Source organism: Janthinobacterium psychrotolerans, from assembly GCF_001677885.1.
In the GTDB taxonomy this organism is placed as follows: domain Bacteria; phylum Pseudomonadota; class Gammaproteobacteria; order Burkholderiales; family Burkholderiaceae_D; genus Janthinobacterium; species Janthinobacterium psychrotolerans.
Genome location: NZ_LOCQ01000045.1, coordinates 63,094 through 85,046, shown reverse-complemented (window position 1 = coordinate 85,046; position 21,953 = coordinate 63,094). Strand labels below are relative to the sequence as shown.

Below are 21,953 nucleotides of genomic sequence, written 5' to 3'. Positions count from 1 at the left end.
GTGATGACACACAAACTTCCCGGTATCGCCCATGAACCTCGACCGCCTTCGCTGGCAGCTGCTGCTTTTCTCCCTGTGCGTGGCGGTGCTGCTGGCCGCGCTTTTCCTGGCCGGTGGCACGCTGCTGGCCCAGATGTACCACGGCCAGTCGCTGCCGGCCCTGAACCGGCTGCTGGCGCGCGCCGGCCGGCATCCGCTCGATTTTTACATCGACAAGTTTGACACCGTGCTGGCTTTTTGCCTGATCCTGTGGACGATCTTCAGTGCGACCGCCGCGCTGGCCGTGCATCGTTTGCAGCGCCCATGCAAGCGGGGCAGTGACTGGCTCGATTACCTGATCTTTGCCTTCTACACGGCGGCCTTCCTGGTTCTCCTGGCGTATTTCGGCAGCGAGGAGCGCTGGTATGTGATCGACCGCATCATGGCCTACGAAGGCCGGCCGCCCTTCCTGCACCGCGTGCTGTTCATCTTCCCGGCGCAACTGATGCAATACGCCGTGCCGCAGCTGGGCGCCATCCAGGCCTACCTCGGCGCGCAGCTGCTGGCCGTGGTGTTGTTGCTGTGGGCGGTACGCCGCCTGGCCAGCCTGTTCATCCGGCGCGACCTGGCGTTTATCGGCCAGGCGCTGGTGCTGTGCATGTGGGCGCCGACCCTCAGTTACTACACCTTTTACGATATCGGCATCATCTTTGTGTTTGCCTTTTGCCTCTATCATCTGTTGCTGCGCGAATGGCTGCCCTATCTGCTGATGCTGGTGGTGGGCACCTTCAATCACGAGATCACGCTGTTCCTGGTGGTGGTCAGCGGCTTGGTGTTTCTTGGCACCATGCGCTTGCGCACGCTGGCCGGCTTGCTTGCCCTGCAATTGGCCTTGTACGCACTGGCGCGCCTGCTGCTGTTCCATCTGCTGCCCACCTATCAGGCCTGGGAAAGTGGCAAGCCGATGTTCAATCTCCATCTGCTGCAAAACGAACCGCGCGTCCTGTTCTACAGCCTGGCGCCCTTGCTGCTGTGGTATGCGCTGGCAGCCACCGGCTATCGCCACGCGCCGCAACCGCTGCGCCGTTGTCTCATATTGTTGCCTTGCCTGCTGGTGATGACGACGGTCGTGGGGCAATTCAACGAGTCGCGCCAGTTCGACGCTTTTATTCCGGTCGCCATGGCACTGATGCTGTGCTCGCTTGGCGCACGCCTGGGGGTTGCCGCAGTGCCCTCGCCGCTTGAGGACAGCGGCTGGCGCCCGGCCAGCTTGCCGGTGCCGGCCGCCAGGCAGTCACCTTGACTGATCAGCGATGAAGCTGGAAAAACTGCAGATCAGTCATGGCCTATCCGGCCATGACGGTCATCACCATGGCGCTGGTTACCGTGCTCGGTTGCGTGCTGCCGCAGGAGGTGCTGATGACGCCGAAAACGCCTGGCATGGTCTTGCAGCGTTCAATCTTGCCGTAATGCTGGCCATGGCGCAAAAAGTCGCTACAATTGATGTCGACATGACGTTAACGTAAACGTAAATTAGCGTCAATGCGATCATCAAACCCATCAGGAGACTTCATGCAAATTCAGGACAATGTATTCATCATCACCGGCGGCGCTTCGGGCCTGGGCGCGGCCACGGCGCGCATGCTCACGCAAGCTGGCGCCAAGGTCGTGCTGGCCGACCTGCAGGTCGAGGCGGGCCAGGCGCTGGCGACCGAATTGAACGGCGTGTTCGTGCAGTGCGACGTGACGTCCGAGGAAGACGGCCTGGCGGTGGTGGCGGCGGCGACCGAACTCGGTACCCTGCGCGGCCTGGTCAACTGCGCCGGCGTGGCACCGGCCGTGAAAACCGTCGGCAAGGATGGCGCGCACCCGCTGGCGCTGTTCCAGAAAGTGGTCAACATCAACCTGGTGGGCACCTTCAATATGTGCCGCCTGGCGGCCGACGCGATGGCCAAGCTCGATGCGACCGGTGAAGGCGAGCGCGGCATCATCATCAATACCGCCTCGGTGGCGGCATTCGACGGCCAGATCGGCCAGGCCGCGTATGCCTCGTCGAAGGCGGCGGTGGTGGGATTGACCCTGCCGATGGCGCGCGACCTGTCGCGCAGCGGCATCCGCGTGATGACCGTGGCGCCCGGCATTTTCGAAACCCCGATGCTGCTCGGCATGCCGGCCGAAGTGCAGGATGCGCTGGGCAAGATGGTGCCGTTCCCTTCGCGCCTGGGCAAGCCCGGCGAATATGCGCAGCTGGTCAAAGCCATCGTTGAAAACGTCATGCTCAATGGCGAAACCATCCGCCTCGATGGTGCGATCAGGATGCAGCCGAAATAAGCGTACCTGGCGGGCTGGGCCATTGCTGTAGGATATCCGTATCGATTGATCGGAGCATCCATGTACAGTTTCAAGCCGCTGGCCTTGCGCCTTGCCCTGCTGGCCGCCTTGTGCGCCAGCCCCGCCTTTGCCGAGGTGCCGCAAAAAGCGCCCGAAATCGCCACCGCGTATGCGGAAAAGCCGGGCTGGACGGCCAAACAGTTCATGGTGGCGGCCGCCAATCCGCTGGCCGCCGATGCCGGTTACCGGATGCTGAAACAGGGCGGCGGCGCGATCGATGCGGCCATCGCCACCCAGCTGGTGCTGACCCTGGTCGAGCCGCAGTCGTCGGGCATTGGCGGCGGCGCCTTTTTGCTGTATGCCGACGGCCAGCAGGTGCAGGCGTTTGACGGGCGTGAAACGGCGCCGGCCGGCGCCGATGACACCCTGTTCCAGAACCCCGACGGCAGCCCCGTCTCGCGCGCCACCGGCGTGGTCGGCGGGCGTTCCGTCGGCGCGCCCGGCGTGCTGCGCATGCTCGAACTGGCCCACAAGCAGCATGGCAAGCTGGCCTGGGCCACGCTGTTCGGCCCGGCCATCAAGCTGTCGCAGGACGGCTTTCCCGTCAGCCAGCGCCTGCATGGCCTCTTGAAATGGGACCAGGCCCTCAAGCGCGACCCGGTCGCGGCCGCGTATTTTTATGATAACGATGGCCAGCCCCTGCCGATTGGCTATACGCTGAAAAACCCGGAATTGGCGCGCACCCTGCGCGAGATCGCCGCCGGCGGCGCCGACGCGTTCTACCACGGCCGCATCGCGCGCGACATTGCCGCCAAGGTGGCCTCGCACCCGACCAATCCGGGCAAGCTGACGGTGCGCGATATCGCCGGCTACCAGGCAAAAGTGCGCACGCCCGTGTGCAGCCACTACAAGGCCTGGACCGTGTGCGGCATGCCGCCGCCGTCGTCGGGCGGCATCGCCATCGCGCAGATGCTGGGCATTCTTGAAACCAGGGATATCAGCCGCTTTCCGCCGGTCGGCGGCGTGCCCGACGCGCGCGCCATCCACCTGTTCACGGAGGCGGGGCGCCTGGCGTATGCCGACCGCAACCGCTACGTGGCCGATACCGACTTCGTGCCGCTGCCGGGCGCCGGCATCGCCGCCTTGCTCGACAAGACCTACCTGGCGCAACGCGCGGGCCTGATCGGCGACAAATCCATGCGCCGCGCCGAGGCCGGCACGCCGCCCGGCATGCAGGTGGCGTGGGGCCTGGACAACGCCCTGCAGCGCCCGTCGACGTCGCACCTGGTGGCGGTCGATGCGTTTGGCGGCGGCCTGTCCATGACCACCAGCGTGGAAGACGCGTTCGGCGCGCGCCAGATGGTCGACGGTTTTTTGCTCAACAACCAGCTGACCGATTTTTCGTTCGATGCGCGTGACGCCAGTGGCCCGGTCGCCAACCGGGTCGAGCCTGGCAAGCGCCCGCGCAGCGCCATGTCGCCCACGCTGGTGTTCGAAAAGGGCACGCAGAAGCTGGTGCTGGCGACCGGTTCGCCGGGCGGCTCGTCCATCATCAACTATGTGGCCAAGGTGCTGGTCGGCACCATGGACTGGGGCCTGAACGTGCAGCAGGCGATCAGCCTGCCAAACTTCGGCAGCCGCAACGGCCCGACCGAACTGGAACAAGGCCGCATCCCGGCCGCGCAAGTCGATGCGCTGCGCGCCATGGGCCACGAGGTGCGCATCAGCGAACAGAATTCGGGCCTGCAGGGCATCATGCGCCTGAACGCGCACGGCCAGGATTTCTGGTTCGGCGGCGCCGATCCGCGGCGCGAAGGCATGGTGCGGGGCGACTGAGAGAACCAGCCGATAGGGCGGCGCAACAACAGTGCGGTGATGAACTTTTCCACAAAGCATCTTGAGCCTGCTAATCTGCCGGCATGGGAACGGAAAACAATAAAACAGGCTTGATACTGTCAGGCGGTGGGGCACGCGCGGCCTACCAGGTGGGGGTGTTGCAAGCGATATCGGCGATCCTGCTGGAAGCGGGCTGGGCGCCCGAGCGCAACCCCTTCGACATTATCTGCGGCACCTCGGCCGGCGCCATCAACGCCACCGCGCTGGCCTGCCGCGCCGATCACTTCGGCGAGGGCGTGCAAAAACTGCTCGACGTGTGGGAGCACATCAAGGTCGAGCAGGTCTACCGCGCCGATTCGCTGGGCGTGATCCGTTCGGGCGCGCGCTGGCTCTCGCTGCTGTCGTTCGGCTGGCTGCTGCGCCAGTGGCATGCGTCGCCGCCCAGCTCCCTGCTCGACAATACCCCGCTGGTCAGCCTGCTGCACCGCATGCTCGACCTGCCGCGCCTGGACGCTGCGCTGGCCGACGGCCGCCTGCATGCGCTGGCCGTCACCGCCTCGTCGTATTCGGGCAGCCGGCACATGACGTTCTACCAGACCGGCGCCGAGATCGCGCCGTGGGTGCGCACCCAGCGCCTGGCATTGCAGGACCAGATCGGCGTTGAGCATCTGCTGGCCTCGGCCGCGATTCCGTTCATCTTTCCGGCCGTGCCCCTGTATATCGGCGGCCAGCGCGAGTATTGCGGCGACGGTTCGATGCGCCAGCTGGCGCCCATTTCGCCAGCCATCCACCTGGGCGCGAACAAGGTGCTGGTGGTGGGCGCCGGGCGCATGACGGAGCCGGCGCCGGGCAAGGCCGATGCGGCGCGCTACCCGAGCCTGGCGCAGATCGCCGGCCATGCGCTGTCGTCGATCTTCCTCGACGGCCTGGCGGTCGATATCGAACGCCTGAACCGCATCAACCTGACCTTGTCGATGCTGCCGCCCGAATTGCTGGGCAAGACGGCATTGCGGCCGGTCGAGCTGCTGGTGATCGCGCCGTCCGAGCGTCTCGACGCGATCGCCAGCCGCCATATCGGCAGCTTGCCGCGGCCGATACGCACCATGTTGTCGGGCATCGGCGCGGCCGAAGCGCGCGGCGCGGCGCTGGCCTCGTATTTATTGTTCGAATCGACGTATACTGGCGAGCTGATTCGTCTTGGACAGCGCGATACGCAGGCCCGCAAGGACGATGTACTGGCGTTTTTCGCCGCCTGACGCGCCACGGTGCGTTTTTTTGACTGGACGATCGTGCGGGGATTTCGACGGCTTTTGAGTGTGGCGTGGTGTGTGTGGCTGCTGGCGGTCGGCTGCATGGAGGCGCAGGCGGCGCCGGCGCGCACCTTGCGTTTCGACCAGCTCAGCGTCGAACACGGCCTGGCGCAGGAATCGGTGCTGGCCATCGCCCAGGACGCGCAAGGCTTCATGTGGTTCGGCAGCCAGTCGGGCCTGAGCCGCTACGATGGCTACCGGGTGGTGGTCTACAAGAATATCGAGGGCGACGCCACCAGCCTGGCCGACAACTGGGTCGGCGTGCTGCATGTCGACCGTGGCGGCCAACTGTGGATCGGCACCGACAATGGCCTGGACCGTTTTGATTCGGCCAGCCAGACCTTTATCCATTACCGCGCCCCGGGCAAAGGCAAGCGCGGCAATGGCGGCCGGCACATCAACGCCATCCTCGACGACGGCGTGCACGGTTTCTGGATCGGCACCAATGACGGCTTGCAGCATTTCGACCGGACCACTGGCGCCTTTCGCAGCTGGCACCATGAAGAGGGCAATCCCGACAGCCTGGCCGACAATGAAATCAAGAGCCTGGCGCTCGACGCCCAGGGCCGCCTGTGGATCGGCACGGTGACGGGCCTGGACATGCTGGCGCCGGGCCAGGCGGGCCAGGCAGGCAGCGCGCGCTTCGAACACTACGTGATCGACCCGTCGCCGGCCTCGAAATACAATCTGATCCATGCGCTGATGGTCGACCGCGAGCAGAACCTGTGGATCGGCACGCGCGCCGGCGCCGAGCGCTGGCGCCTGGGCGCCAGGGGCCAGCCGCCGGTCTCGCGCCAGCGCCTGGGGCCGCAGCAGGACTTCGCCGCCTTGCGCGTGTCGAGCCTGTACCAGGACGTCGACGGCACGGTCTGGCTGGGCAGCAATGCCGATGGCCTGCTGCGCTGGCAGCGCGAGAGCGATACCTTTTTGCAGTTCCGCCACCAGACCGGCGACAAGGTCAGCGTGGCCGACAACCAGCTGGCCTCCTTGTTCCGCGACCGCGCCGGTACCTTGTGGGTCGGCACCTGGTACAACGGCGTGAGCCGGGTCGACCTGGGCAGCGGCGGTTTTTCGCGCATGGTGCGCGCGCCCGGCGACCTGGCCGCGCTGGCCGACCGCAAGGTGCGCGCGCTGGCCGATGCCGGTGCCGGCAAGCTGTGGCTGGCCACCAGCCGTGGCCTGAAGCTGTATGACACGCGCGACGGCGCCACCGAACTGTTCGATTTCCAGACCACGCCCGGCGTGTCGCGCGACGAGCAGGTCACTTCGCTGTATGCGCGCGGCGACGGTGCGCTGTGGGTGGGGGGAAGTTCGGGCCTGCACCGTTTTGATTTGGCCACGCGGCGCTTTACCACCACCCGCTTTGCCTTGGGCGACCCGAACAGCGACACCATCCGCAATGTGGCGGCCGAACGCAGCGGCAAGCTGTGGGTTTCCACGCGCGGCGGCGTGCACCATTTCGATCCGGCCAGCGGCCAGTTCACCACCTACCGCCACGATCCTGTCAGGCCCGACAGCCTGTCCGACAACACCGTGCGGCCGGTGCTGGAAGACCGCCAGGGCCGCATCTGGATCGGCACCTTCCATGGCCTCGACCTGCTCGACCGCGCGAGCGGCACTTTCCGCCATTTCCGCCACGATGCGAAGGATGCGTCCAGCCTCAGCCACGACGAAGTGCATTTTTTGCATGAGGACCGGCGTGGCGTGCTGTGGGTGGGCACGGCCAGTGGCCTGAACCGCATGGACGTCGACGCCCGGGGCGCAGTGCGTTTTCGCCGCTTCCTGCGCAAGGACGGCATGGCCGACGACGCGATTGCCAGCATCCTTGGCGACGACCGGGACCAGCTGTGGCTGAGCACCAACAGCGGCATCACCCGGCTCGACATGCGCAGTGGGCAGTTTCGCAACTACGACAGCGCCGACGGCACCGCCGAAGGCTCCTACTTCGACGGCGCGGCGCTGCGGGCCGATGACGGCACCATGTATTTTGGCGGCTTCAACGGCATGACCGCCTTCGTGCCGGCCGAGATCCACGACAACCGGGTGCCGCCGCTGGTGGCCATCACCGAACTGCAGGTGTTCAACAAACCCGTGCTGGTAGGGCGTGGCGAGTTTGCCCACCTGCTGCGCACGGCCATCGACCACACGCGCAGCCTGACCCTGACCAGCCGCGAGAGCGTGTTTTCGCTGGAGTTCTCGGCCCTGCATTTCGCCGCGCCGCAGCGCAATATGTTCGCCTACCGGCTGGAAGGGTTTGACCGGGACTGGGTCATGACGGACGCCGGCCGGCGCTTTGCCACCTACACCAATCTCGACCCGGGCGAGTATGTATTTCGCGTCAAGGCGGCCAACAAGGACGGTGTCTGGAACGAGGCCGGCACCACGCTGGCCATCACCATCCTGCCGCCGATGTGGAAGACCTGGTGGTTCCGTACCCTGGGCCTGGCCTTGCTGCTGGGCGCCATCTACGGCGCCTACCGCCAGCGCATGGGCGCGGTGCGGCGCCAGCAGGGCAAGCTGGAAAAACTGGTCAGCGCGCGCACGGCCGAAGTGTCGCAAAAAAACCTGGAATTGCAAGGCAAGGAGATCGAGGTGCGGGCCCAGGCCGACGAGCTGGCGCTGGCCAACGCCAGCCTGACGCAGAACGAGGAAAGCCTGCGCCTGGCCAAGCGCAAGGCCGAAGACGCCACGCGGCAGAAATCGGAATTTCTGGCCAACATGAGCCACGAGATGCGCACCCCGCTGGCCGGCGTGATCGGCATGCTGGGCTTTGCCTTGCGCGACGGCCAGCTGCACGAAGCGACGCGCGAACAGATCCTGCGCGGCCAGGCCAATGCCCAGTCGCTGCTGGCCATCATCAATGACCTGCTCGATTTTTCGAAGATCGAAGCGGGCAAGCTGACCATGGAACACATCGATTTCGCGCTTGGCGCGACGATCGAAAACGTGGCCAGCCTGTTCGAGGAGCAGGCGGCCGCGCGCAGCATCGGCTTTGCCGTCGAGCTGGCGCCCGATTTGCCCGGCTTCGTGGTGGGCGACCCGACGCGCTTGCGCCAGGTGCTGGTCAACCTGGTCGGCAACGCCTTCAAGTTCACCCGGCGCGGCGGCGTGCGCGTGCGTGTCGAACGGGCCGGCCTGGCGCCGGCCGGCGACGGCGCGCCACGCGCCAGTCTGATCCGCTTTACCGTCAGCGACAGCGGCATCGGCATCGAAGCCGACGCGATGGAGCGCCTGTTCGAAAAATTCGAGCAGGCCGACGCCAGCACCACGCGCCGCTACGGCGGCACGGGGCTGGGCCTGGCGATCTGCCGCCAGCTGGTCGAGCTGATGGGCGGCGATATCGCCGTTTCCAGCGTGCCGGAGCAGGGCAGCACCTTCATGTTTACCGTGCCGCTGGCCGACGGCGTGGCGCCGCCTCTGGTGCCGCAGGTGGCGCTCGAACCGCACAGCCACCAGCTGCGCGTGCTGTGCGCCGAGGATTTTCCGACCAACCAGATCATCATCCGCGTGATGCTCGAAGACCTCGGCCACCGGGTCGAGGTGGTGGCCAATGGCGTGCTGGCGCTGGCCGCCTGCGCGCAGACGCGCTATGACCTGGTGCTGATGGACGGGCGCATGCCCGAGATGGATGGCGCCACGGCCACCCGCTGGATACGCGCCGGCGGCCTGCCGGAGCAGCCGGTGTGCGACCAGCAGGTGATGATCGTCGCGCTGACGGCCAACGCCAGCGAGGAAGACCGCAGCCGCTACCTGGGCGCCGGCATGGACGATTTCCTCAGCAAACCGATCGACGAGACGGCGCTGCATTGCCTGCTGGGCCGTGCGATCGCGCGCCAGCTGGCGCGCGGCCATCTGCTGCCGCGCCTGCCATCGAGGCCGCCACCGCTGCTGGCGCGCGGCCAGACCGAACTCAATGCCCTGTTCGGCGTGGCGCCGGCCACCGTTCCTCCCGTGGCAGGGCAGGGCGCGCGCGGCGACAACTTGCAGCGTCGCCTGCGCGACGCCTTTGCGCACGACCTGGCCGGCCGGCTGGCCGAGCTCGACGCGGCCCTGGCCGCGCGCGACAGCGACAGCGCCGGGCGCTTGCTGCATGGTTTCAAGGGCAGCGCCGCCTATCTCGACGAAGCCGCCTTGCACCTGCTGTGCACCGAACTGGAGGAAGCGGCCGATGGCGGCCATTGGGCGCGCGTGGCGCTGGAGTTGCCGCGCCTGCACGCCCTGCTGGCCGAGATCGCCGCCAGGTGAGATGTATTTAAAGCAATTGCTGCGGCGGCAGCGATGAAGTTCGGTAGAATAAGTATCAGGCGTGTTACACGCGCCAGTGACGGAGGCGGCAATGAAAGTACTGGTGGTCGATGATGATGTGGTCTCGCGCATGGTGCTGATGCACCTGATCGACAGTTGCGGCGTGCACGATATCGTGGAAGCGGAGGATGGCGCCGCCGCCTGGGAGCAGCTCGAAGGCGGGCTGCGCCCGTCGCTGTGCTTTTGCGACCTGCGCATGCCGCGCCTGTCCGGCATGGAGCTGCTGCAAAAGGTACGCGCCGACAGCGCGCTCGACGCCATGCCGCTGGTGCTGGTGTCGTCGGCCAGCGACCACGATACCGTGCGTGACGCGGTGCGGGCCGGCGCCGCCGGCTATATCGTCAAGCCGTTCCAGCAGGAACAGGTACGCGAGCATCTCGATGCCTGTTTCACCGCCGATGACGTGCCCGAGGCCGAAGCGCCCGGCTTGACCCTGCGGCGGCTCGGTATCGATGCCGAACGCCTGCTGGCCTATCTGGCCGGCTTCCGGGAGCAGGCCGGTGCCTGCGCCAGCGAGGTCGAAACACTGCTGGCACGCGGCGAGCCAGCGCTGGCGCGCCAGCAGGTCGAGCGCCTGCACCTGGGCTGTACTACCCTCGGCCTGCATGGCGCGGCCGGCAGCCTGGCCGCCGTGCTGCAGGCGCCGGCGCTGGACGGCGCGACGCTACGGCAGGCGCTTGCCGCCCTGGGGCGCAGTGCGGCCTGGCAAGCGCGCCTGCTGCAGGCGGCGTGCACCTGAGGCGTGGTATTTTGTCCACGTTAATGTCGCCGAATCAATATAATTAAGATATCACATTGTGTTATATTGTTATGCTTTTGCATGTGCGGTATTTACTCCAGGGGACAATGATGCAACAAGCAAACAAGAAGTCCGTGCCGGCCGCTGCCGCCGTGCTGCTGATTGCGGCCACGACGGCCGTCGCCACCCCTGCCGCCATGGCGCAGTCCTTGTTGAACAATGCGCAGCAGGCCCAACTGGCCGGCTGGCTGGGCGAAGGACCGCTGGACCTGACCGCCATCTACACCAAGGCCGCCGGTGACACGTCGCGCGACTTCCACCTGGCCAGCGACGGCAAGGGCCGCACCTTCTCCGTCATGGAAGCGAGCAATGGCAGCGGCCAGACCTGGCTGGTGGGCGGCTACAATCCGCAAAGCTGGAATTCCAGCAGCGGCTTCAATGTGACCCAGGACGATCGCGCGCGCACGGCGTTCCTGTTCAACCTGACCACCGGCGTCATGCTGCCGCAGCTTAAGCAATATTTCAGTGGAGATACGATAGGCAGCCGGCAGACCTTCAACGATATCGGCTACGGCCCCACCTTCGGCAGCGGGCACGACCTGTATGTGCCGTCCGACCTGACGCATGGCGGCTATTCCTTGCTGTACACCTATAATTACCTGAACCAGCCGCCAGGCAATATCAGCCTGGTCGATGGCTCCGTGTTTACGGCACCGAACATTACTTACGGCGCCATGCAGGTCTTCAGCATCAGCGCGGTGCCGGAACCGGCGAGCTGGGGCATGCTGCTGCTGGGCCTGGCCTCGCTGGCAGGCGCGCGCCGCGCCCGCGCCTGCCGAGGCGGCCTGAGACGATGATCAAGTCTTTCGAAGGCAGCCGTGGCGTGGCCGCCTTGCTGGTGGCACTGTTCCACCTGAAGCTATTTGCCCCGCAACTGGCGCTGATACGCAACGGCTACCTGCTGGTCGACCTGTTCTTTGTCATGAGCGGTTTCCTGATGTGCCTGCTGTACAGCCAGAAGCTCGAACGGCCCGGGGCCATGCCGCCGTTCCTGCTGCGCCGCTTCGGCCGCCTGTTCCCCCTGCTGGTATTTGCCAGTGTGGCCTATGTGCTGGTGCTCAATCTGAAAAGCGCACTGCGCAACCTGGCCATGGCCCATGGCTACCTGGCCAGCCACGGTACGCCGGCCATGCTGGCCCAGGACTGGCCCACCTGGGGCGAAGTCGCCTCGACCCTGACCCTGACGCATGGCATGGGCCTGTTCGACCACCTGATCCTCAATCCCGTCAGCTGGAGCATCAGCGTCGAATTTTATGCCTATGTGCTGTTCGCAACGCTGTGCCTGCTGTTCCGCGCCCGCCTGCGCACAGCGGCGTTTCTTTTGTTCGCCATCGTTGCCGGGGCGCTGCTGGCCTGGGCCGGCGTCGTCTGGCGTGATTGCCTGGCTGCCGGCCGCTGCCTGGACGTGACATATGACTTCGGCTATGCGCGCTGCGTTGCCGGCTTCATGCTCGGCGCCCTGATGGTGCACCTGCGCCTGTACCTTGACCGCTGCGGCGCCCGCTTGCGCGACGGCATGGACAGCGCTCCGGTGCAGCTGGCCTTGCTGGCCCTGCCGGGCGCCGGCCTGTTGCTGGTCGAGGCCTGGCCGGCGCTGGGCTTTGCTTTCCCGGCCCTGTTCGCGCTACTGATCCTGTCGCTGTGCCGCGACCGCGGGCCGCTGTCGCGCCTGCTTGCCGGCCGCCCTTTCCAGCTGCTGGGCGAGCGCTCGTATTCGGTCTACATGCTGCATCCGGTGCTGTTGCTGCTGATGGAGCCGCTGCTGCGCCGCGACCATGGTGTCGCCGCAAGTGTGGCCATGATGGCCGGCTATGTCGTGCTGCTGGTGTGGCTGTCGGGCCATACCCTGGCGTGGATAGAGCAGCCTTGCCGCGACTGGTTCAACGGCTTGCTGATGCGCAGGCGCAACAAGCTGCAAGCGCTGCCGTGACTGCGGCGCGCGGATAAAACCGCGGCTTGGTCCCCCCGACTGGAATCGAACCAGTATCCCACGCTTAGGAGGCATGTGCACTATCCATTGTGCTACGGGGAGGACGCTGGCTTCGCCGATGTGGCGAAGCGAGCGCAATTATAGCCGACACTGCGCAAGTTATCGCAAGATCTGCCTATGCTGGCGCGACTATCGGTACAATGCGTGCTTCATTCATCCACATCGGCGGCTGTTTTGTCTGCTTGACGGCAGGCAAGCGACGGCGCCCGAGCACCTTTACTCATTATGGCTGTCATTTCTCTTTCATCGGCGCAACTTGCGTTCGGTCACGTCGCGCTGCTCGATCACGCGGAATTTTCACTGGAAACCTCGGAACGCGTCGGCCTGATCGGCCGCAACGGCACCGGCAAATCGTCGCTGCTGAAAGTCATCTCGGGCAAGTTCAAGCTCGACGATGGCCTGCTGGTGATGCAACAAGGCATCAAGATCGCCTACGTCGAGCAGGAGCCGCAATTCGACCCCGAGATGTCGGTGTTCGACGCCGTCGCCTCGGGCATGGGCGAGTCGCAGGCGTGGCTGAAGGAATATGACGCGCTCACGGGGCAGTTCGGCCAGGGCAATGACGACGAGCTGATGGAGCGCATGCACGACATCCAGGTCAAGCTCGACGCGGCCGACGCCTGGAGCTTGCCGAACAAGGTGGAAACCGTGCTCGACCGCCTGAACCTGACCGGCGACATGCTGATGAAGACCTTGTCAGGCGGCATGCAAAAGCGCGTGGCGCTGGCGCGCGCGCTGGTCTCGGCGCCCGACGTGCTGCTGCTCGACGAGCCGACCAACCATCTCGATTTCACCTCGATTTTGTGGCTCGAAGGCCTGCTGCGCGACTTCCGTGGCAGCGTGCTGTTCATTACCCACGACCGCTCCTTCCTCGATAATGTGTCGACGCGGATTATCGAACTTGACCGTGGACGCTTGCTGTCCTACCCGGGCAACTTCACCACCTACCAGACCCGCAAGGCCGAGCAGCTGGAAAACGAAGAGGTGGAAAACGCCAAGTTCGACAAATTCCTGGCGCAGGAAGAAGTGTGGATCCGCAAGGGCGTCAAGGCGCGCCGCGTGCGCGACGAAGGCCGCGTGCGCCGCCTCGAAGCGTTGCGCCTGACGCGCAATGCGCGCCGTGACCAGCAGGGCCAGGTCAAGCTGGAAGTCGGTTCGAGCGAGCGCTCGGGCAAGATCGTGGCCGAGCTGGAAAATGTCAGCAAGCGCTTTGGCGACCGCGTGATCATCGACAACTTCACCGGCACCATCCTGCGCGGCGACAAGGTCGGCCTGATCGGTGCCAACGGCGCCGGCAAGACCACCTTGCTCAAGATGATCCTCGGCGAGCTGGCGCCCGATACCGGATCGGCCAAGCTCGGCACCAAGCTGCAAGTGGCGTACTTCGACCAGATGCGTACCCAGCTCAATGAAGAAGCGAGCCTGATCGAAACCATTTCGCCGGGCAGCGACTGGGTCGAAGTGAACGGCCAGCGCAAGCACTCGATGAGCTACCTGAACGATTTCCTGTTCTCGCCCGAGCGCGCGCGCTCGCCGGTCAAGACCCTGTCCGGTGGCGAGCGCAACCGCTTGCTGCTGGCGCGCCTGTTCGCCAAGCCGGCCAACTGCCTGGTGCTCGATGAACCGACCAACGATCTCGATATCGACACGCTGGAGCTGCTGGAAGAATTGCTGGAAGACTACAAGGGCACCGTGTTCCTGGTCAGCCACGACCGCACCTTCCTCGACAACGTCGTCACGCAGGTGGTCGTTGCCGAAGGCGCCGGCAAGTGGCGCGAATTCGTCGGCGGCTATACCGACTGGGAGCGCGTGCGCACCTTGCCGGTGGCGAGCTCGCCGGCCAGCAAGCCGGCCGCCAAGGCCGAGGCGGCGGCGCCTGCGGCCAAGAAAAAGCTCAGCTATAAAGAGCAGCGCGAGCTCGAAGAGTTGCCGAAACTGATCGCCAAGCTGGAAGACGAGCAGTCGGTGCTGGCGGCCGAGCTGTCGCATCCCGACTTCTACAAGAAGACGCCGGCCGAAGGCAAGCGCCTGAACGCGCGCGTGGCCGAGATCGAAGGCGAATTGCTCGATGCCCTTGAAAAATGGGAGCAGATCGAAGCGCGCGCAAACAGTTAATATTTATTTATCCCTTGTTGTAATTCAGAGCACGATTTTTTGCCTGTAAACGGTCGTGCTTGATATAATTATTTTTTTTACACGAGGGATGCATGTTTGCATTCAAAAGCACGCAGCCCGGGCTCTGGTGCCTGGCGCGTTCCATGCCTCCCCGCGTGCGCCGCCATGGCTGAGCGCGCGGTCCTGCCACGGGTGGCGCCCTTCCTGGCCTATCTGTTCTTTATCTTTCTCGCCGATATGCTGGGCCGCCTGGGCCATGCGCCGCAAGAGCTGCGCTGGCTGTACGCGCTCAAGACAGGCGTCGTGCCGGGCCTGCTGCTGTATTGGCGCCGCCACTACACCGAACTGGCCGGGTTCGCGCTCGCTGCGCGCGCCATCGCGCTGGCCTTGCTGACCGGGACTGTTGTTTTTTTGCTGTGGATACAACTCGACGCAAGTTGGATGAGCATCGGCAAGGCGGTCGGTTTCGATCCGCGTGACGATGGCCGCATCGACTGGCGCCTGGTGCTGCTGCGCATCGCCAGCGCCGCGCTGGTGGTGCCCGTCATGGAAGAGCTGTTCTGGCGTTCCTTCCTGCTGCGCTGGATCGATGCCGCCGATTTCCTCGCGCGCGCGCCGCGCCTGGCCAGCGCCAGGGCATTTGTCGTCAGCGTGCTGCTGTTCGGGATTGAACACCATCTGTGGCTGGCCGGCATGGTGGCCGGCGCCGCCTACACGCTGTTGTACATGCATAGCGGCTCGCTATGGTCGCCGATCCTCGCGCACGGCGTGACGAATGGCGTACTGGGAGTCTGGATAATTTCTGGTGGGTACTGGAATTACTGGTAGTATTGTTTGTCAACTGATAACTTGTCAGAGATGAAATCCATGTTGAATTTTTTACATAAAAAAGCAGTCGCCAGCGCCTTCCCTGCGGCGCCGTCCATGGGGGCCGTGGTGTTGCTGCTCGGCACGTTTGCCAGCCCCTGCGCGCTGGCCGACATCAGCGATACGATCAAGCCATACGTTGCCACCACGTACGCCTATGACGACAACCTGATGCGCCTGCCGGACCAGCTGGTGGGCTTTGACGGGCCGCGTTCGGATACCTCGCGGCTGCTGCAGGCCGGCTTTTTGTTCAACCGTCCCATCGGCCGGCAGATACTGACGGGCCAGGCCAAATGGTCGAAGGTCAGTTTCAACCGCTTCAGGCAGTTCGACTATGACGGCAAGGATTTTCTGGCCGATCTGGAATGGCATATCGGCAATCACCTGGAAGGCCATGCGGGCGCCAGCTATGCGCAAACCCTGACGCCATTCAGCGACTTCCAGAGCACGGTGCGCAATCTGCGTACCGAACTGCGCCAGTATGTCGATGGCGCCTGGCGCTTCCATCCCAGCTGGCGCGTGCGCAGCGGCTACACACGCGAACGCTATACCTATGACTTGCCGGCACAGGCATTTTCCAACTGGACCGAAGAGGCGGCCGAACTGGGGCTGGACTACCTGGCGCCCAGTGGCAGCCGCGTGGGCCTGCAGCTGCGCAATCTCGACGGCAGCTATCCCAACCGCGCCGGCAATACCGCTGCCGTGTTTGGCAATGGCTATCGCCAGGATGAAATCAAGGCCAATATCTATTGGACGCTGAGCGGCGTCACGCAGATCGAGTTTCTTGGCGGCTGGGTACGCCACCGCAACAAGATGCTGTCCGGCCGTGACAGCAGCGGCAAAAACGGCCGCCTCAGCGTGTATTGGCAGCCACTGGGCAAGGTGCGCTTCACCGGCATGGCCTGGCGTGAATTCGGTTCGGTCGACAATTCCCTCGTCACCAGCAGCCTCAATACGGGCGCCAGCCTGGGCAGCGTCTGGACGGTCACCTCCAAGGTCAGCGCCGAAGCGCAGCTGCGCCGCGTACGGCGCGATTTTTCCGCCGTCAGCGGCTTCGCCTTGCCCGGCGACGGCCGCGACACCACCAGCACCGCCTCGCTGGGCCTGTCCTATGCGCCGCATCCCAAGGTGCAACTGGGCGCGCGCCTGTTCCACGAACGGCGCAGCGGTGTGTCCATCGTCGATAGCGGCAATTATCGCGCCAAAGGCATTTCTTTCAATGGCAGTGTACAGTTTTAAACCATGAACATGACGGTCAACGACATTCCTCTGATTTCCTTCTTTCAACGGGTGCTCGACCCGCTGGTCATCATGGGGCTGCTGTACCTGCTGGCAGTGGCCTCGGGTTCGCCGTTTACCGGGTATATGCTGGTGCTGATGATACTGGCGATCTTCATTTCGTCGACCGTGTTCCATCACATCGATCCCTACCGCACCTGGCGCAGCGGACGCATGCTGGCCTATGCGCGCGATATCCTGATCGGCTGGACCATCACCGCCCTGATCCTGGTCTTTCTCGGCTCGGCCTCCGGCCTGGCCTATCATTTCGATACCGAAGTGGTGCTGGCCTGGTTCGTCCTGACGCCATTCGTGTTGCTCGCTGGCCACCTGGCGGCGCGCAAGTTCAGCTTCAGTCCCGATGGCGACAGCGAAGTGCGCTCGGTGGTGATCATCGGCGCCAACGACGCCAGCCTGAAATTTGCCGCCACGATTGCGCGCAATCCGAATCTGTTCATGAACGTGCACGGCTTTTTCGATGACCGCACCGATGACCGATGGCCCGACAAAATGCGTGAGCCGATGCTGGGACGCATGAACGATATCGCTGCCTATGTGCGCGAACACCATATCAAGATGATTTTCATCAGCCAGCCGATTTCGGCGCAGCCGCGCATCCGCAAGATGCTCGACGACCTCGAAGATACGACCGCCTCCGTCTATTTTTTGCCTGATATCTATATTTTCGACCTGATGCAGGCGCGTTTCGACAATGTCGGCGGCATGCCCGTGATCGCCATCCGCGAGTCGCCCTTTACCGGTTACAACAGCATGATCAAGCGCGGCAGCGATATCGTGCTCGGCTTGCTGATCCAGGTCATGCTGCTGCCACTGATGCTGCTGATCGCCATCGCCGTCAAGCTCAGCTCGAAAGGACCGGTGATTTTCCGCCAGCGCCGCTATGGCCTGTATGGCGAAGAGATTGTCGTCTACAAGTTTCGCTCGATGACGGTACGCGAGGATGGCGACACGGTGGTGCAGGCGACCAGGAACGACCAGCGGGTGACCCGCGTCGGCGCTTTCCTGCGCCGCAGCTCGCTCGACGAATTGCCGCAGTTTTTCAACGTCCTGCAGGGGCGCATGAGCATCGTCGGGCCGCGCCCGCATGCGGTGGTGCACAACGAGCAATACCGCAAGCTGATCAAGGGCTACATGCTGCGCCACAAGGTCAAGCCCGGCATCACGGGCTGGGCGCAAGTGAACGGCTTGCGCGGCGAGACCGAGACGCTCGACAAGATGGAGGCGCGCATCCACTTCGACCTCGATTACCTGCGCAACTGGTCGCTGTGGCTCGATTTGTGGATTATCGTGCGTACCGTGAAAGTGGTGCTGGCGCGTGACAATGCCCACTGAGGCGCGCGCCGGCCGTTGCAGGATGGCGCGATTGCCAAAAATAGCGTTTGAATTAACGTTGTGCAGTATTAATACGCGTTAAAATAGTGCATCGTGCTGCCGAGTACGCCGTCGCCCAGCGACAGGCGCGCCCAGCGCGTGATTGCCTCTCCGCCCGTTGCGGTAACTGCCTTTCCCTGGAAAGGCTGCGATCATGTTCTTCCTCTTCCGGCCTTGCCCCAGCCGGTGTTGCGTTACCGTAAATGGTAGCAAGACAACGCGACTCATCATCAACAAGTATGGTTCCAGCGTCTGATGCATAATCATTTGCAATCAAAAAGACGGTGGAAAAAGTTGTTTTTTTATCTTATCAGTAGATATTTATACAAACATTCTGCTTGTTGAGTCTTGGCGTGTGTATTATATTTACAAGATTGTTAATTGTTTGATGTATATCCATGTATTAGAGGAAACATTCGGCCACCGCCGCGCCGTACGCCTGCGCCAGGTCGGCAGCCGAGTCCCCCCGCTGAGGTATCCATTTGTATTGCTTGCCAAGGAGCACACTTGAAGCATTTTGCCCACTCCCTTCGCGCCCCCCTTGCGCCACGCCTGCTGTGCGCCGCGCTGGTGTTGCTGGCCGCCGCCGGCCTGTCCGCCTGCGGCGACAAGGATAAAAAGCCCGGCCAGTCGCTGGCCAGCGTCAATGGCAAGGAAATCACCATCCTGCAGCTCAATGAAGAGCTGCAGCGGGCCGGCGTGCAGTCGGCCCAGCAGGCGGCCGCCAGCAAGCAGTTGCTCGAGTCGCTGATCGACCGCCAGCTGCTGCAAAACGAAGCGGAAAAGGAAAAAGTCGATCGCGATCCGAAAGTCATGCAGGCGGTGGAGCGGGCCAAGGCGCTGATCCTGGCCCAGGCCTACATGCAAAAGCGCATCGGCGCCGCCGTGCGCCCGGGCAAGGCCGAAGTCGAAGCGTACTTCACGCAACATCCGCAGTTCTTCACCCAGCGCAAGCAGTTCGACATGCGCCAGCTGATCCTGCCGACCAGCGCGCTCAACGACGAATTGAAGGCCGTCATCGATGGCGCCAGGTCGCTCGAAGCTGTGGCGCAATGGCTCGATGGCCGCAAGATCGCCTACGCCCGCAGCCAGGTGTCGCGCACCAGCGCCGACCTGGCGCCGGAGCTGAGCGGCAAGCTGGCGGCGATGCCGAAAGGCCAGTTGTTCATCGTGCGCGAAGGCGAGCGCAGCCTGCTCGTGTCGCTGGCCGATGTGAAGGACACGCCGGTGGGCCTGGAGGCGGCCACGCCGCAAATCGAGCAATTCCTCGCCAACAAGAAAAGCAAGGATGCCGCCGACGCCGAACTGAAACGCCTGCGCGCCAGCGCCAGGATCGAGTATTTCAACAAGGATGCGGCCGCTACCGCCGCGGCTCCGGCGGGTGCGCCAGCGGCGCCGGCAGCTCCGGCAGGCAGCACCAATGAAGCCAATGAACGTGGCGTGGCCGGCTTGAAATAAGCGCAGGCCATTTCGTGGTTCAACAACAGCACTAACCTGGGATATCAGTAATCATGAAACGACTCGCAAACTGGATGATGGCGGCTTTTTTGTTCCTGGCCGCCGGCCTGGCCTCGGCCGCCGACGTGCCGCTCGGCGCCGGTGACGTGCTGAAGATTTCCGTCTACGGCAATCCCGACCTGGGCCTGGAGACGCGCGTGAGCGAGGCAGGCCAGATTACCTTCCCGCTGGTGGGCGCGGTCGATGTCGGCGGCCTGTCGGCCTCGGCGGCGGAAAAGAAACTCGGCGGCCTGCTCGAGAGCGGCGGCTTCCTGCGCAAGGCGCAGGTCAACATCATCGTCACCAGCCTGCAAAGCCAGCAGGCGTCGGTGCTGGGCCAGGTCAACCGCCCGGGCCGCTATCCGCTGGAAGGCAAGCGTAGCGTGATGGACATGCTGGCCATGGCCGGCGGCATGAATCCGGAGGGCGCCGACCAGATCAGCCTGATCCGCAAGCGCGGGGGCAGCACCTCGCGCGAGGTGATCGACATTCTCGACATCGTGCGCAATGGCGACCTGAAAGGCGATGCCGAGGTGGCCGGCAACGACATCATCTATGTCGAACGCGCGCCGCGCTTCTATATCTACGGCGAAGTGCAGCGCCCGGGCGCCTTCCGCCTGGAGCGCAACATGACCGTGGTGCAGGCGCTGGCCGCCGGCGGCGGCCTGACCCAGCGCGGCACCGAACGCGGCGTGCGCATCAAGCGCCGCAATGCGGCCGGCCAGGTCGAAGTGATCCAGGCCAAGCACGACGACCTGCTGCTGGTCGACGATGTCGTGTATGTCCAGGAAAGCCTGTTCTAGGCGCGCCTTTGCGCCATATTTTCCAGTATTGAAAGCCTTGCCATGAATCTCTCCCAACTTTTGCTGATCCTGCGGGCACGCAAGAAAATTGTCTTGCTGGCCCTGATGATCACCGTCGCGCTGGCGCTGGGCGTCAGCCTGGTCCTGCCAAAGACCTACAAGGCCACCAGCACCTTGCTGATGAACTACAAGGGCATCGATCCGCTGACCGGCGTGACCCTGCCGGGCCAGCTGCTGCCAGGCTACATGGCGACCCAGGTGGACATTATCGGCAGCAAGAACGTGGCGCTGCGCGTGGTCGACCAGCTCGAACTGGCCCGCAGCCCGGCCGTTATTGCCCAGTTCAACGAAGCGGCGAAAGGCAAGGGCACGGTACGCGACTGGCTGGCCGATCTGCTGCTGAAAAAACTCGAAGTGATGCCGTCGCGCGAAAGCAGCGTGGTCGACATCAGCTTCAAGGGCGCCGACCCGCAATTCGTGGCGGCCGTGTCGAATGCGTTTGCCGAGCAATACCAGAAGGTCAGCATCCAGCTCAAGGTCGATCCGATGCGCAAGGCGACCACCTACTTCGACGACCAGACCAAATTGCTGCGCGATAACGTGGAGCAGGCGCAAAGCCGCTTGTCGAAATACCAGCAGGACAATGGCATCGTCAGTCTCGACAACCGCCTGGACGTGGAATCGAACCGCCTGAACGACCTGTCGGCGCAGCTTGTGATCGCCCAGTCGCAGGCGATCGAAGCGACCTCGCGCCAGCGCATGGCGTCGGGCGGCAACACCTCCGAATCGCCCGATGTGGCCTCGAACCCGCTGATCCAGAGCCTCAAATTGGGCCTGGGCAATGCCGAAGGCAAGCTGGCCGAACTGGGCCAGCGCCTGGACCGCAACCACCCGCAATATCAAAGCGCCAAGGCCGAAGTGGACAAGCTGCGCCGCGACCTGGCCGAGCAGACCCGCGCCGCCTCGCTAAGCGTGGGCAACAATGCACAAATTCTGCAGCAGCGCGAAGCGTCGATCCGCGCCGCACTGGCCGCGCAAAAGGCCAAGGTGCTGGAACTGAACCGCACCCGCGATGAAATGGGCGTGATGAGCAAGGACGTGGAAAGCGCCCAGCGCGCCTTCGACGTGACTTCGCAGCGCCTGTCGCAAACGCGCATCGAAGGCCAGGCCGAACAGTCCGATATCGCCATACTCAATCCTGCCGTCGCGCCGATCCAGCCGGACAGCCCGAATATTGCGCGCAACGTGCTGCTGTCGGTTTTCCTCGGTATCATGCTCGGCTGCGGCATCGCCCTGCTGGCCGAATTGCTGGACCGCCGCATCCGTTCGGACCAGGACCTGAGCGACGTGCTGCAGATTCCGGTCTTCGGCGTGGTCGACTGGAAACCGAAACAGCGCCGCATGCGCGGCTTGCGTGGTTTGCTGCCGCGCCGCCTGCGCCTCAATTGAGA

Annotated in this window: 16 protein-coding genes and 1 tRNA gene; 16 read left to right on the top strand and 1 reads right to left on the bottom strand. The window is 64.2% G+C overall.

From position 1 onward, the window contains the following. The first annotated feature begins 31 nt into the window (after positions 1-31). From ASR47_RS05575 to ASR47_RS05540, 9 genes are all read left to right on the top strand, one after another. Positions 32-1,282: a hypothetical protein gene (locus ASR47_RS05575; protein ID WP_065306758.1), complete on the top strand. Its 1,251-nt coding sequence runs from the start codon at positions 32-34 to the stop codon at positions 1,280-1,282. Between the two features lie 38 nt (positions 1,283-1,320). Beyond that, on the top strand, positions 1,321-1,449 hold the full coding sequence (locus ASR47_RS28130; RefSeq protein ID WP_281218419.1) for a hypothetical protein: 129 nt from the start codon (positions 1,321-1,323) through the stop codon (positions 1,447-1,449). A 102-nt stretch (positions 1,450-1,551) separates the two neighbouring features. Further along, positions 1,552-2,310, top strand: coding sequence for a 3-hydroxyacyl-CoA dehydrogenase (locus ASR47_RS05570; protein WP_065306757.1), 759 nt, complete (start codon positions 1,552-1,554; stop codon positions 2,308-2,310). Positions 2,311-2,370: 60 nt separating this feature from the next. Further along, positions 2,371-4,146 (top strand): gamma-glutamyltransferase, encoded by a 1,776-nt coding sequence (gene ggt, locus ASR47_RS05565; RefSeq protein ID WP_065306756.1) that lies wholly within the window; start codon positions 2,371-2,373, stop codon positions 4,144-4,146. A gap of 83 nt (positions 4,147-4,229) precedes the next feature. Next, positions 4,230-5,402 (top strand): patatin-like phospholipase family protein, encoded by a 1,173-nt coding sequence (locus ASR47_RS05560; RefSeq protein WP_065306755.1) that lies wholly within the window; start codon positions 4,230-4,232, stop codon positions 5,400-5,402. Positions 5,403-5,474: 72 nt separating this feature from the next. Further along, the gene (locus ASR47_RS05555; protein WP_245714266.1) at positions 5,475-9,701 is read left to right on the top strand and encodes a two-component regulator propeller domain-containing protein; all 4,227 of its coding nucleotides are present in this window, start codon (positions 5,475-5,477) and stop codon (positions 9,699-9,701) included. 91 nt (positions 9,702-9,792) lie between these two features. Further along, positions 9,793-10,500, top strand: coding sequence for a response regulator (locus ASR47_RS05550; protein ID WP_065306754.1), 708 nt, complete (start codon positions 9,793-9,795; stop codon positions 10,498-10,500). A gap of 107 nt (positions 10,501-10,607) precedes the next feature. Next, complete coding sequence (locus ASR47_RS05545; RefSeq protein WP_245714265.1) at positions 10,608-11,357, top strand: PEP_CTERM-anchored TLD domain-containing protein; 750 nt, start codon at positions 10,608-10,610, stop codon at positions 11,355-11,357. Then, positions 11,354-12,490 carry an acyltransferase family protein gene (locus tag ASR47_RS05540; protein ID WP_065306753.1) on the top strand — a complete coding sequence of 379 codons (1,137 nt, stop codon included), beginning with the start codon at positions 11,354-11,356 and terminating at the stop codon, positions 12,488-12,490. Before ASR47_RS05545 ends, ASR47_RS05540 begins: the two co-directional genes overlap by 4 nt. Positions 12,491-12,517: 27 nt before the next feature. On the opposite strand, the gene ASR47_RS05535 is transcribed toward ASR47_RS05540, so the two are convergent. After that, positions 12,518-12,592, bottom strand: a tRNA-Arg gene (locus ASR47_RS05535). A 183-nt stretch (positions 12,593-12,775) separates the two neighbouring features. Here ASR47_RS05535 and ASR47_RS05530 point away from each other — a divergent pair. The 7 genes from ASR47_RS05530 (at position 12,776) to epsF (ending at position 21,951) form a co-directional block, all read left to right on the top strand. Continuing rightward, a complete protein-coding gene (locus ASR47_RS05530) occupies positions 12,776-14,665 on the top strand; it encodes an ATP-binding cassette domain-containing protein (RefSeq protein WP_065306752.1) in 1,890 nt (629 codons plus the stop codon). A 165-nt stretch (positions 14,666-14,830) separates the two neighbouring features. After that, positions 14,831-15,493: a CAAX prenyl protease-related protein gene (locus ASR47_RS05525; protein ID WP_065306751.1), complete on the top strand. Its 663-nt coding sequence runs from the start codon at positions 14,831-14,833 to the stop codon at positions 15,491-15,493. 39 nt (positions 15,494-15,532) lie between these two features. Continuing rightward, positions 15,533-16,771 carry an XrtB/PEP-CTERM-associated polysaccharide biosynthesis outer membrane protein EpsL gene (gene epsL / locus ASR47_RS05520; RefSeq protein ID WP_082988759.1) on the top strand — a complete coding sequence of 413 codons (1,239 nt, stop codon included), beginning with the start codon at positions 15,533-15,535 and terminating at the stop codon, positions 16,769-16,771. A gap of 9 nt (positions 16,772-16,780) precedes the next feature. Beyond that, positions 16,781-18,163, top strand: coding sequence for an undecaprenyl-phosphate glucose phosphotransferase (locus ASR47_RS05515; RefSeq protein ID WP_065306780.1), 1,383 nt, complete (start codon positions 16,781-16,783; stop codon positions 18,161-18,163). A gap of 546 nt (positions 18,164-18,709) precedes the next feature. After that, complete coding sequence (locus tag ASR47_RS05510) at positions 18,710-19,660, top strand: EpsD family peptidyl-prolyl cis-trans isomerase (RefSeq protein ID WP_065306750.1); 951 nt, start codon at positions 18,710-18,712, stop codon at positions 19,658-19,660. Positions 19,661-19,713: 53 nt separating this feature from the next. Next, positions 19,714-20,502: a polysaccharide export protein EpsE gene (epsE, locus tag ASR47_RS05505; RefSeq protein WP_065306749.1), complete on the top strand. Its 789-nt coding sequence runs from the start codon at positions 19,714-19,716 to the stop codon at positions 20,500-20,502. A 42-nt stretch (positions 20,503-20,544) separates the two neighbouring features. Beyond that, entirely contained in the window at positions 20,545-21,951 is a 1,407-nt protein-coding gene (gene epsF / locus ASR47_RS05500) for a chain length determinant protein EpsF (protein WP_065306748.1), read from the top strand. Positions 21,952-21,953: the final 2 nt, after the last annotated feature.

Bases quoted from the DNA above. Each gene is read 5' to 3' on its own strand.
- ASR47_RS05575 (WP_065306758.1), top strand. From the start codon at position 32: ATGAACCTCGACCGCCTTCGCTGGCAGCTGCTGCTTTTCTCCCTGTGC.
- ASR47_RS28130 (WP_281218419.1), top strand. From the start codon at position 1,321: ATGGCCTATCCGGCCATGACGGTCATCACCATGGCGCTGGTTACCGTG.
- ASR47_RS05570 (WP_065306757.1), top strand. From the start codon at position 1,552: ATGCAAATTCAGGACAATGTATTCATCATCACCGGCGGCGCTTCGGGC.
- ggt (WP_065306756.1), top strand. From the start codon at position 2,371: ATGTACAGTTTCAAGCCGCTGGCCTTGCGCCTTGCCCTGCTGGCCGCC.
- ASR47_RS05560 (WP_065306755.1), top strand. From the start codon at position 4,230: ATGGGAACGGAAAACAATAAAACAGGCTTGATACTGTCAGGCGGTGGG.
- ASR47_RS05550 (WP_065306754.1), top strand. From the start codon at position 9,793: ATGAAAGTACTGGTGGTCGATGATGATGTGGTCTCGCGCATGGTGCTG.
- ASR47_RS05545 (WP_245714265.1), top strand. From the start codon at position 10,608: ATGATGCAACAAGCAAACAAGAAGTCCGTGCCGGCCGCTGCCGCCGTG.
- ASR47_RS05540 (WP_065306753.1), top strand. From the start codon at position 11,354: ATGATCAAGTCTTTCGAAGGCAGCCGTGGCGTGGCCGCCTTGCTGGTG.
- ASR47_RS05530 (WP_065306752.1), top strand. From the start codon at position 12,776: ATGGCTGTCATTTCTCTTTCATCGGCGCAACTTGCGTTCGGTCACGTC.
- ASR47_RS05525 (WP_065306751.1), top strand. From the start codon at position 14,831: ATGGCTGAGCGCGCGGTCCTGCCACGGGTGGCGCCCTTCCTGGCCTAT.
- epsL (WP_082988759.1), top strand. From the start codon at position 15,533: ATGTTGAATTTTTTACATAAAAAAGCAGTCGCCAGCGCCTTCCCTGCG.
- ASR47_RS05515 (WP_065306780.1), top strand. From the start codon at position 16,781: ATGACGGTCAACGACATTCCTCTGATTTCCTTCTTTCAACGGGTGCTC.
- epsE (WP_065306749.1), top strand. From the start codon at position 19,714: ATGAAACGACTCGCAAACTGGATGATGGCGGCTTTTTTGTTCCTGGCC.
- epsF (WP_065306748.1), top strand. From the start codon at position 20,545: ATGAATCTCTCCCAACTTTTGCTGATCCTGCGGGCACGCAAGAAAATT.